The organism is Caballeronia sp. BR00000012568055 (genome assembly GCF_029439455.1).
Taxonomy (GTDB): Bacteria; Pseudomonadota; Gammaproteobacteria; order Burkholderiales; family Burkholderiaceae; genus Caballeronia.
The window spans coordinates 11,420-23,756 of sequence record NZ_JAQFVG010000018.1; the positions used below are offsets into that span (position 1 = coordinate 11,420).

General features: G+C 60.6%; 7 protein-coding genes. 6 read left to right on the top strand and 1 reads right to left on the bottom strand.

Annotation, left to right across the window (positions count from 1 at the left end):
• The 6 genes from P7F28_RS01945 to P7F28_RS01970 form a co-directional block, all read left to right on the top strand.
• The coding region (locus P7F28_RS01945; protein ID WP_277182755.1) for an ABC transporter ATP-binding protein at window positions 1-572 on the top strand (572 nt) is incomplete at its 5' end.
• Window positions 569-1,957 carry an ABC transporter permease gene (locus P7F28_RS01950; RefSeq protein ID WP_277182756.1) on the top strand — a complete coding sequence of 463 codons (1,389 nt, stop codon included), beginning with the start codon at window positions 569-571 and terminating at the stop codon, window positions 1,955-1,957. The genes P7F28_RS01945 and P7F28_RS01950, both read left to right, overlap by 4 nt.
• A gap of 31 nt (window positions 1,958-1,988) precedes the next feature.
• Window positions 1,989-2,765, top strand: a complete 777-nt coding sequence (locus P7F28_RS01955) for an outer membrane lipoprotein-sorting protein (RefSeq protein WP_277182757.1) — start codon at window positions 1,989-1,991, stop codon at window positions 2,763-2,765.
• A 20-nt stretch (window positions 2,766-2,785) separates the two neighbouring features.
• Window positions 2,786-4,054, top strand: coding sequence for a hypothetical protein (locus P7F28_RS01960; protein ID WP_370467210.1), 1,269 nt, complete (start codon window positions 2,786-2,788; stop codon window positions 4,052-4,054).
• Between the two features lie 60 nt (window positions 4,055-4,114).
• Window positions 4,115-10,285 (top strand): type I polyketide synthase, encoded by a 6,171-nt coding sequence (locus tag P7F28_RS01965; protein WP_277182759.1) that lies wholly within the window; start codon window positions 4,115-4,117, stop codon window positions 10,283-10,285.
• Window positions 10,282-11,601: an aminotransferase class I/II-fold pyridoxal phosphate-dependent enzyme gene (locus P7F28_RS01970; RefSeq protein ID WP_277182760.1), complete on the top strand. Its 1,320-nt coding sequence runs from the start codon at window positions 10,282-10,284 to the stop codon at window positions 11,599-11,601. Before P7F28_RS01965 ends, P7F28_RS01970 begins: the two co-directional genes overlap by 4 nt.
• A gap of 6 nt (window positions 11,602-11,607) precedes the next feature.
• On the opposite strand, the gene P7F28_RS01975 is transcribed toward P7F28_RS01970, so the two are convergent.
• The coding region (locus tag P7F28_RS01975) for a sterol desaturase family protein (RefSeq protein WP_277182761.1) at window positions 11,608-12,337 on the bottom strand (730 nt) is incomplete at its 5' end.

The following is a 12,337-nucleotide window of genomic DNA, read 5'->3' on the forward strand; positions in this document are numbered from 1 at the left end:
GCAAAACCACGCTGCTCAATATGATCGGTGGGATCGACCGGCCGGATCGGGGCTGCGTGTTGATCGACGGTCAGGATATCGGCGCATTAACCGACGACGCGTTATCGGATTTTCGCGCGCGGCATATCGGCACGGTATTTCAGAACTTCAATCTGCTGCCGGTATTGACTGCGTCTGAAAATGTCGAATATCCGCTGTGGAAAGCGAAGCTGTCCGGTATCGAACGCACCCGGCGTGTCAACGAATTGCTCGATGCAGTCGGGCTTGCCGAAAAGGCGCATCGCAAGCCGGCGCAGTTGTCGGGCGGCGAGCGCCAGCGCGTGGCGATAGCGCGCGCGTTTGCCGCCGCGCCGTCGCTCATTCTCGCCGATGAACCCACCGCCAATCTCGACAGCCACACGGGCGAGGCCATCATCGAACTGATGCGGCGCATGCAGCGCGAGCGCGGTGTATCGCTGATCGTTTCATCGCATGATCCGCAAGTGCTCGCTGCCGCAGACGAACACGTATTTATTCGCGATGGCCGTGTCGTCGCACATCAGCGCGCCAATCAGGAAGACGTTCTCGCATGAAGCTTATTTTTTCTTTGGCACTGCGTAACCTGCAGCGCAATCGTCGTCGTTCGATCACGACCTTGCTGGCGATTATCGTCGGCGTATGCAGCGTGTTGCTGTTTGGTGGCTTCAGCAAGGACATCATGCTCGGCATGCAGACGGATTTCGTGCGTCAGGGCGGCCATCTGCAAATTCAGCGGCGTGGGTATTTCGCATATGGCACGGGCAATCCGGCGAGTTATGGCATTCGCGACTATCAACGCATTATCGATGCCTTGCGGGACGATCCCGTCTTGCGCGACATGATGCTCGTCGTTACGCCGACGCTGCAATTAGGCGGCGTCGCGGGCAACTTCGCGGCCGATGCGTCGCGCACGGTCTATGCCGAAGGTTCGATCGCAAGCGACCAGACGCGCATGCAGGCGTGGAACGATTACAACTTTGGCGACAAGCTCGAAGCCTCGCCGCTCGAAAACACGGCGGCGGATTCGGCGGTCATCGGTGAAGGGCTGGCGCGCGTGCTGCAACTCTGTACGCCGCTGAATGTGCCGGGTTGCGCAACGAGTGCGGTCGCATCGAAGGAAGGTCCGGGCGCACCGGCTGACATTCTCGCGCTCGCCGCCGCGGAAACGCCTTCGGCCAGCACGCGCGAATCGACGCGCATCGATTTGCTGGCGGCGAGTGCGCGCGGCTTGCCGAACGTCGGCAGCTTCAATGTGGTCAAGGCGCAGCAGCAGGGCGTCAAAGAGTTCGACGATATCTACGTCGCGCTTCATTTGCCCGCTGCGCAGCGTCTCGTTTATGGCATGGAAGCGCCGCGCGTGACGGCAATCGAAGTTCAGTTGAAGCACACCGCGCAATTGCCGGCAGCGCAGGCTCGCATTCAGGCCATGCTCGCTTCGCGCTTCGCGAGCGAATCGTTAGACGTGCTTGATTTCGCCATGCTCAATCCGACCTACGATCAAACCAACGCAATGTTCGATGTGATCTTCGACTTCGTATTCGCGTTGATCAGCCTGATCGTGTTGTTCGTGGTGGTCAACACGATGAGCACGTCGGTGGTGGAACGCACGGTCGAAATTGGCACGCTGCGCGCAATGGGCGATCGCCGTGGCGATATCCAAAGCCTCTTTGTCTGCGAAGGCTTGCTGCTCGGCGTGACGGGAACGGCGGCGGGCGTGATCGTCGCGTTATTGCTGTCGTTCGCGCTCGATCACAGCGGGCTAACGTGGACGCCGCCTGCGCGTGTCGATTCCATCGCCTTGACTACGCGTGTCTGGGGTCAGTGGATGCAGATCGGCCTCACGTTTCTGATCTTCGCCTGCGTCGCGAGTCTGTCGGCGTGGTGGCCCGCGCGGCGTGCAGCGCGCCTGTCGATTGTCGATGCCTTGCGCCACCTTTGATTCTTTCTTTCTCAAATAATAAGTCATGCGAATGTTTTGCAAAATCTCTTCGCTTGCGTTTATCGCGGCGATATTCTCGGCGCACGCCTTTGCGCAAGCCACGCCTGATGCGCAGCAATTGCTCGCCGCGAGCGATTCCATCCGCACGCCGTCGAAATCGTATGTTCTGACGACCGCGCTGACCGAATATCGTGCGGGCAAGCAGGTCGATTCGAACACGCTTTCCGTGTTCTCCAAGCCCAATGGCGACGGCACCTACCGCACGCTGGTGCGCTTCGACGCGCCCGTGCGCGACGCCGGTAAATTGATGCTCAAAAGCGGCGACGATCTCTGGTTTTACGATCCCGCCAGTCAGGCCAGCGTGCGTATCTCACCTGAGCAACGTCTGCTCGGTCAGGAGTCGAATGGCGATGTCATGACCACCAACTTCTCGCACGATTACACGGCCACGTTCAAAGGCGCCGAAGACGTGATGGACGGCGACCGTCAAACGCGTCATTGCAACAAGCTCGAACTGACGAAGACCGTGCCGGATGCGCAGTATCAGCGCATCGAAATGTGGCTTGATGCAAAGGATAATCGGCCAGTGAAGGGCAAGTTCTATGCGCAGAGCGATCGGCTGCTCAAGACCGCGTTCTATCGCAACTACATGCCGCAGCTTGGCGTGGATCGGCCGGGCGAAGCGGTGATCATCGACGGGCTCGATCCGGGCTGGGTCACGGTGATGCGCTTCTCGAACTACACGTGGAAGGACATTCCCGACGCGTGGATGCAGCGAGATTATCTGCCGCGCATCAAGGCGCAATGAGGCGCGCGCTCGTGAAAAAAATGGCGTGCGCGATGTTGGCATCGATCGCTCAGGTACCCGCGATGGCTGCGGAAACCATGAACGATGCCGACGCCGCTGCGCTCAATCTCGCCGATACATCGGCCGCCGAAAGTGCTGCGCCGTCTGCGCCGCGTCCGTGGAAGTTTTTCGTGCAGGACGCGATGCGCGAAGGCGCGTATCGCGATGCGCCGTCTTCGCTGCGCAATCAGGCATCGCTCGGTCTGATTTATCAGCAGAGCTTCGGATCTTCGGTGGGCGTGAAGTTTTCCGGGCGCTTCGACCGGTTCGATCCGCTTTCGAGCGCAGCGGCGTCCACGCGCGATGAAACCACCATCCGCGAAGCGTATGCGACCTGGAACATCACACCGCTCGCCAACGCCGATGCAGGGCGTATCGACGTGCGTAACGGCGCGGGCTTCGGCTATAACCCGACGGACTATTTCAAGGCGGGCGCGGTGGATATCGATGTATCGCCGGACCCGCAGAGCCGTCGGACAAACCGGCTCGGAACGGTCGGCGTGCGTGCGCAGCGCTTGTGGGACAGCGGTTCGGTGCAGATGCTGTTTTCGCCGCGTCTGGCGAGCCGCAGTGAGCCGGGCAATCCGTACGCATCGTCGGACTTTCAGCGGACCAACGGCGTGAACCGCTGGCTGTTCGTCGGCACGCAGCGGGTGAGCGCCACGGTGCAGCCGCAAATGCTTGTTTATGGCGAAGAAGGGCAGCAGCCGCAAGTCGGCGTCAACGTGAGCGCAGTGTTGGCGCGGCCGCTGGTGGCGTACGCGGAGTGGAGCGGCGGACGGCATGCATCGCTGGCGGGTGAGGCCGCAGGTCAGCACGATGACGCCTTCCGCGCGCGCTCGGCAGTCGGCGCAAGCTGGACCACGCCGCTCGATCTGACGCTGATCGCCGAATTCCAGCACAGTGGCGCAGGTTCCACGCCTTCGCAATGGCGCGCGCTTCAGTCGGGGAATACGGCGGCGTGGGGAACGGCGGTTCAGTCGAGCGTGACCGCTCAGGAATTGCCGACGCGTTATGGCGGTTTTCTTATGGGTATCTGGCGCAACGCCGGCATGCGGCGTCTTGATGCGAGTGGCTTTATGCAGCTCGATCAGGGCGGCGGCAAACAAGTATGGCTTGAATTGCGCCGTCATTTCGATCGTTTCGATGTGGCGTTGCAGTTGCAAAAGCAAAGCGGACCTTCGTGGGATCGCTATGGTGCAATGCGCGAATCGCGCAGTGTGCAAGTGCAGGCACAGTTTTTCGAATAATAAACAAGCAGGCGGAGCGCGATTCAATCGCCTGCGAAATCAATCAGCATGACGAATAAAATGACCAAAAACCATTCCCGCGATATCGCAATCATTGGCATGGCTTGCCGCTTGCCCGGTGGCATGGACGATCTGGACACGCTGCTGGCATCGCTCAGGGCGCGCAAGGTCACTGCGGGTCCGGTGCCTGCCGATCGTTGGGATACACGCCGCTATTTCGCTGCCGACGAACACGCGAAAGGCAAGGCCTATGTCGAACGCGGCAACTTTCTCACCCAGGATATCCGCGCAATGGACGCGGGTTTCTTCGATCTCCCCGCGCGCCTGGCGGAGACGCTCGACCCCATGCAGCGCCTGTTGCTCGAACTGACCTGGGAAGCGTTCGAAAACGCCGGTCTGGACCTCACGGCGCATGCGGGCAAGCAAGTCGGCGTCTATGTCGGCGGCTTTATGCTCGATCACATGATCACGCTGATGCAGCCGGAAAATCGCGCGCGCCATAACGCGGGCACCGCCGCCGGCATGATGATGACCATGCTCTCCAACCGCCTCTCGCATGCGTTCGATCTGCGCGGCCCGAGCCTGTCGATCGATACCGCGTGTTCATCGTCACTGGTCGCGTTCAGCTACGCCTGCCGCGATATCTGGAACGGTGACTGCGAGATGGCCGTGGTCGGCGGCGCGAATGTGATGACGCGCCCGGAATATCCCATCGGTATGTGCAAGGGCCAGTTCTTGTCGCGCGATGGCGAATGCAAATCGTTCGATGCGCGCGGCGATGGATACGGCCGCGGCGAAGGCGGCGGCGTAATTGTATTGAAGACGCTGGAACGCGCACTTGCAGATGGCGACGAGATTCTCGCCACGGTTGCGGGCGCAGGCGTGAATTCGGACGGCCGCACGCCCGGCATTTCGATGCCGAGCGCCGAAGCACAGAGCGCGCTGATTCGTGACGTCTGCGAGCGTTTCAATATCGATCGCTCGAACGTGCGATATGTGGAATGCCACGGCACCGGAACGGCGGTGGGCGATCCGATCGAAGCGGAATCGATTGGTTCGGTGTACGGAGCAGGGCGCGCTGGCGACGCGCGCGTGGTGATCGGCTCGATCAAGAGCAATATTGGGCATCTGGAAGCGGGCGCGGGCGTTGCGGGCCTGATCAAGGCCGTCTTGACGCTCATGAAGCGTGAAGCGTTCGCGTTGGGGAACTTGCAGACGCCGCATCCGGGCATCGACTTTGAGCGGTTGGGCGTAAGGCTTGCGGACGGCTTTATTCCGCTTGCGAAAGAGAACGAACCGTTCCTCGTGGCGGTGAATTCGTTCGGATATGGTGGCACGAACGCGCATGTGGTGTTGAAATCCGCGCCCGTCGCTGCTAAGAACGAAAGACAAGCATTGCTTAGTAATTCGCTCTCGCTGCCGTTGTCGGCGCGTCATCCTGATGCGCTGCGCACGCTTGCCGCGCGATATCGCGAGCGGCTCGAATCGGCTGACACGAAACTCGGTGACGTGCTCTATACCGCAGCGATGCGTCGCGCACATCTGAGCCATCGCGCGGTCGCCATGGGTGCGGATCGCGCAGAACTGATCGAAGCGCTCGATGCGCTTGCACGAGGCGAAAAGTCGGATGCGGTCGTGACGGGTCAGAAAGCCGCGCACGGAAAGTCGCTGCCGGTGTGGGTTTTCACGGGCATGGGGCCGCAATGGTGGGGCATGGGCCAGCAGCTCTATCAGGAAGACGCCGTCTACCGCGATGCGGTCGATAACGCGGACCGTGTATTTCAAGGTATCGCAGGCTTTTCGATTCTTGCAGAGATGCTGAAGGATCAGGAAAGTTCGCGCATCACGCAGACGGTGTATGCGCAACCGGCGAACTTCATCGTGCAATGGGGCGTCGCGGCCATGCTGCTTGCTGCAGGCGTGCAACCGGGCGCGCTGGTCGGGCATAGCGTCGGCGAAGTCACGTCGGCGGCGGTGAGCGGCGCGTTGACACTCGATGACGCCATGCGCGTGGTCTATGAACGCAGCCGCCTGCAAGCGACCACAGCGGGCACTGGCAGCATGCTCGCAGCGGGCACGTCCGCGCAGTCGATCCAGACCCTGCTCGATGCACACGGCGGCTGCGTGGAAATCGCCGCCATCAACGGGCCGAACACGATCACGCTTGCCGGCGAGACGGCGGCCATCGAAGCGATCGCGGCAGAGTTGGCGCGGCGTGAAATTTTCAATCGCGTGCTGAATGTCGAAGTGCCGTATCACAGTCATTTGATGGAGCCGATTCTTGGCGAGCTGAAGGCGGCGCTGAACCCGATCAAAGCGAACCTGCCCGCAATTCCGACCGTTTCCACCGTAACCGGACGTTACTTCGATGGCCCCGCTTTCGACGCGCATTACTGGAGGCAGAACGTGCGCCGCTCCGTCGCCTTTATGGATGCGATTCAGACCTTGCTCGACGATGGTTTCGTGACCTTTGTCGAAGTCGGTCCGCACCCCGTGCTGGCTTCGGCGCTGCGTGACTGCGCGAAAGTGCGTGCAAACGAGATTCGCCTTGTCGAAACGCTGCGTCGCAACGAGCAGACGCCGGAGCCGGAGTGCGCGCGCATGCGGCGCGCGGTGGCGCAGATTTACGCGAGCGGCGCGACGATCGATTGGACGTGTCTGAACGGACGAGGCAAATTCATAGGGATGCCGAATTATCCGTGGCAGCGTGAGCGATTGTGGCCGGAAACGGAGCGTGCAACGTATCGGCGGTTGGGAACAGTGGATCGTCCGATGCTCGGTTGCGAGCACTATCCCGCGCATCACGTCTGGGTGAACGATCTGGAGCATCAGGGCGTGGCGTGGCTGAAGGATCACGTCGTATCGGGCACGGCGATCATGCCTGCGGCCGGTTATATCGAAACCTTGTTCGAAGCGGCGGCGACGGTGCATCCGGATGCGTGCGGATGGAGCATCGGCAATCTGCGCATTCATGCGCCGCTGGTGCTGTCGAATGATCGCGCGATCGATTACTTCTCCGCCTACGACAGCGAGTCGCGGCGCGTGTCGATTCGCAGTATCGAAAGCGGCAGGAACGGCGCGGGCACGCTGCATCTGGATGGCGTGATCGGGGCGTTGTCGTCCGTTGACCGCCAACGTGTCGATATCGCCGCGATGCTTGCTTCGTGCGACAGCGCGATCGACGCCGAGGCGTTCTATCGCGATCTTTCGCGCCTTGGTTTGCAGTACGGTCCCGCGTTCCGTGCAATCCGCAGCTTGCGTGTTTCGAGCAAAGGCAAGAACAAGCGCATGGCGGCGCGCATCGAATGTCCGGCCGATCTGCCGCAGGACGGCTGGCGCGCGCATCCATCCACACTCGATGCCTGTTTTCAGATGCTCGTCGGCATGCTCGACGATCGTGAATCGACCTGGCTGCCTACCGGTTTCGACGAAATGCGTCTGAGCGTGCCCGTGCTGCCCGCGTCGTTCTGGTGCGAGGCGCGGTGCGTGAGCATGAGCGCGAATGACCTGATCGCCGACCTGAACCTGATCGGCGATGACGGCGCAGTGCTGGCTGTGATTCGTGGCATGCGCGTGACCGCATCGTCGGCGAAGCTGGCGCGCGTCGATCAATGGGGCGATGCGGTGAAGCTGCAACTGCTGCGCTACGAATGGAGCGAAAGCGCACCGATGCACGAACTCAAGCGTGGTGGCCGCTGGCTCGTGATCGAAGCGGAGCATAACGAGGCGATGAGCGAGCGAATCGTCGCCGGTCTGAGAGATGCGGGCGTGAGCGTTGTGACTGCTGGCGCGTCTATTTTGGATATCGAAGCATCATTCGACGGCGTGGTTTTCGTTCATGGCTGGAACGCCGGTATCGATCAGCACGATCCGACCGCAACCGAAGCACTGCTCGATCTGCACGCCGTGACGCGTCATTTCCTGGCTTTGCCCGCTGCTGCAAGACCGCGCGCTTACGTCGTAACGCGCGAAGCCTTTGCACTATCGGACGATGAGAACGTGAATCCAGCGCAAACCGCGCTCAACGGTTTCACACGCGTTGCATGCAGCGAACTCGACGGCATGCGTTTCACCAGCATTGATATGCCTGCTGAGCCGAGCGATATCGACGCGCGTGTGTTGATCGCAGAACTGATTCGTGATGCTGAAGAAGATGAAATCTCGATCCGCAATGGACGGCGCTTCGTCAGTCAGTTGGGCAACGACTTATCTTTATCGGAGCCGCTGATCGAACCGCTTTCGTGCGCGTTCAGCGTGCGCCCGTTTGCAGGGAGCGAAGACGCGAGTGTGAGGCTGATTCAGGCGCCGCGCGTATCGCTTGGCTGCGATGAAATCGAAGTGCGCGCCGAAGCGCTCGCATTGGAAAATCGCGCGTTGCGTGCATCGGATGATCGGGGTTATGACGGCGAGTTTGTCGAGATCGTTGGGACGGTCACTGCCGTGGGCGCGAACGTGACGGACCTTGCAGAAGGACAGCGCGTGTATGGCTTCGCACCGGGCGAGTTCGCATCGCATTTGCGCGGCGCACGGGACGCGTTTCTTGTTTGCCCACTCGCGGATGATGTGGCCGCCGAAACCGTGCTCGTCACGGCAGGGCAGGCCGCGATGGCGGAGCGTGCGGTCGAACAGATCGTGTTCGACGCGGACAGCCATGCGCTCGTATTCGCCGATCAACGTGGACTTGCAGTCGCCGCCGCGCTTCGTGCACGCGATATCGACGTGACGCTGATCGATGCACGCACGTCGCCCGACACGCTCGAAGCGTTACGCGGCGAGACGCGCGGTTTCGATCTGATCGCCGCGCCGCTCGCGGACTGGTCTGCGCGATTCGGCTGGCGCTGCCTCGCTGAAGGCGGCACGCTGATCGACACCGATCGCCACGCGCGCCCCACGACAATTCCACATCATTGCGCAATGGTCGTGCGCACCGATCAACGTCATTCCGCGCGCTTTATCGAGGCATTGCAGCGCGTGGTGACCCGACGCGATCTGAATCCCGCAGTCAGTTTGTCCGTGACGATAGAAGACCTCGTGACACGCAAGCTCACGCTGACGAACGATGAACTGCCGCTGATCGTTCATTTCAATGCGTCCGAGCGCAAGCTGCCGGTCGAAGTGTATGACGACATCGCTTTCGATCCGCACGCGACCTATCTCGTGACCGGCGGCATGGGCGGCTTCGGCCAGCGCACCGCGCGGTGGATCGCCGATCACGGCGCGAAGCATCTCGTGCTGGCATCGCGCAGCGGCGCGGACACGGATGAACGCCGCGCTTTCGTCGCGGCGTTGAAAGCCGACGGCGTCGAAGTGGAATGCGTATCATGCGATGTTTCGGATGCCGTACAAATACGCGATCTATTCGGCCTGATCGCAAGCTTGAATCGACCTTTGCGTGGCGTGTTTCATGCAGCGGCGGTGATCGCCGATGAAGCGATCGTCGATCTCAAACCGGCCAATCTCATGGCGACCATGCGCAGCAAAGCCGAATCTGCGCGATTGTTGCACGAGCACACTAAGCATCTTTCACTCGACCACTTCGTTCTGTTTTCATCGATCGCCAATCTCGTCGGGAATGCGAAGCAAGGGAGCTATTCGAGCGCGAATGGTTATCTCGATGGACTCGCATGGCACAGGCGCTCGCTCGGCTTGCCGGCGACCAGTATCAACTGGGGCGCAATTGCGGATGTTGGCGTTATCACGCGCGACGAAACGCTGGCGCAATTCATGCGCTATATCGGCCTGCGCGGTATGGAGTCGGCGGAAGCGTTGAACTGGCTCGGCCGCGCGATGTATCGCGGTACGCGGCAACTCGGAATCAGCCTGATCACGAACTGGGGCGATTGGGCGCGCTACGAAACGCTCGGCGCGAAATCACCGCGTTTCGCAGATCTCATTGCAGCCGACGTCGCGGGCGAAGCGAGCGCCGCCGATAGTCTGCGCGCTGAACTCGTGGCCTTGCCGCAGGCGGATCGTTTTACGGTGCTGAGCGGGTTACTTGCCTCCGTGCTGGCCGATCAGTTGGAAACATCGGCGGACAGCATTGCAATCGACCGGCCGATTCTCGATCTCGGCGTGGACTCGCTGCTCGCCACGGAGATACAGCTATCGCTCGATAAGAACCTGGGAATCAGCGTATCCGTGCTCGAAATTCTGAACGATCTGACCATTCGCGGCATGGCTGAAAGAACGCTGAGTTTATTCGGGCTTGATGGCGAGGAGAGCAAGGCATGAGTATCGATACGAAAGTAGATCAGTTGCGCGCACGGCTTCTCGGCAAGACGGGAGAAACCGCGAGCGCCGCGCGCCGCGTGAAGCTGCTGCCCGAACATTACGACATCGCGCAATTCCCCGAAATGCGCGATTTCGCGACCATGCGCTGGTACTACGACAATCAGCGCTTGCCGTGGCAGATGTATCGCCAGCATTTGGGCGTTGCGAGTGCGGAGGTGAATGTCGAAGGCCGCGACATGCTCAACTTTTCTTCGTACAACTATCTCGATCTGTCGCACGATCCGCGTGTAAAGAACGCGGCGAAACACGCGATCGATATGTACGGAACATCGACGGGATCCGGGCGTATCGTGCGCGGCGAGATTCCTTTGTTCGAAGAATTCGAGCAAGAACTGGCCGATACGCTCGGCGTCGAAGCAGCCGTCATGGGCGTGAGCGGATGGGGCGTGAACGCGGGGGTAATCGGCTATCTCGCGCGCGGTCAGGATCTTATTCTGTACGACGAACTGGTTCACAACAGCATGCTCACGGGCGCGAAGATCAGCGGCGCGCGGCGGCTCGCGTTCGCGCACAATGACTACGATGCGCTGGAGCGCTTGCTTCGGGAACATCGGGGCAGCTACGAGCGTGCGCTGATTTTGACCGAAGGCGTGTTCAGCATGGACGGCGATATTCCCGATGTGCCACGTCTTATCGATATCAAGCGTCGTCATCATGCGCTGCTGATGGTGGACGAAGCGCATTCGATGGGCGTGATCGGTCCGCGCGGTCTCGGCGTGGTGGATTACTTCGACATCGACCCACGCGATATCGACGTTCACTTCTCCACGCTGTCGAAGTCGTTCGCGACCATCGGCGCGTACGTGGCGGGCAGCAAGGAACTCGTCACCATGCTCAAGTACTATGCGCCGGGCATCGGTTTGTATATTGCTTCGCCCAATCCAGCGAACGCGGCTGCGGCGCTGGCCGCGTTGCGCATCATGCGCGATGAACCGCAGCGCGCGCGTTCGGTGATTGGCATTGCAGATTATTTCCGCCAGCGCGCGCAGGACGCGGGACTCGATATCGGCCCGAGTCACGATTCGGGCATCGTTCCGATCATGATGCCCGACTCGGAAACCGCGTTGTGGATGTCGGGCAGACTTTTCGATGCAGGCGTTTTCGCGTTCCCGATGATCTTCCCGGTCGTGCCGCGCAATGCCGAGCGTCTGCGGTTCTTCCTCAGCGCGGCGCATACGAAGGAGCAGGTCGATCGCACGATCGCTTTGCTGGCGCAACTCAAGGCGAACGCGCCGAAGCCAAAGGGCCTGATTTAAGCGATGTTATCGGCTGGCCTGCGCATTCTGCTCGAGCGCGTGGGCTGCTTGCTTCTGCAACTCCGCGGTCGTCTTCCCTTCGCCATTCGGCATCCAGCCGGGCGGGCGCAACACGAAGCCGATTGCATCGGAGACGCTTTTCGCACGGAACACGTCCTTCACCAGACTGACCCAATGCTCCGTTTCCACGACGATCGGATTGTGCGATGTGGTCGGCGTCGTCAGGCCGTATCGGCAAGGTTCGTCTGCACGTTCCGCGACATACGTGCCGAACAATCGATCGAAAATCACCAGCACGCCGCCAAAATTCGCATCGAGATATCGCTCGTTCGACGCATGATGCACACGATGCGACGACGGCGTATTGAACACATATTCGAGCCAGCCGAGCTTCGGAATCCACGTTGCATGCAGCCAAAACTGGTAGAGCAGATTCAACGTGACCACGGCCATCACGACTTCCGGTTGCACGCCGAAGAACGATAGCGGCGTAAAAAACAGCCCCGAACCCATGATCTTCGTGAACCATCCCAGCCGATACGCCGACGACAAGGTCAGTTGATTCGGTGAATGATGGACCGCATGATTGGCCCAGAAAAAGCGCACCGTATGCGCGATCCGGTGATACCAGTAGTAGCAGAACTCCTGACCGATAAAGAGCACAAAGAAGGTCAGCACGCCATTGGTCGTGACCGTATGAATGCGATGTTCCCACGCGAGATTGAACACCGGCGTG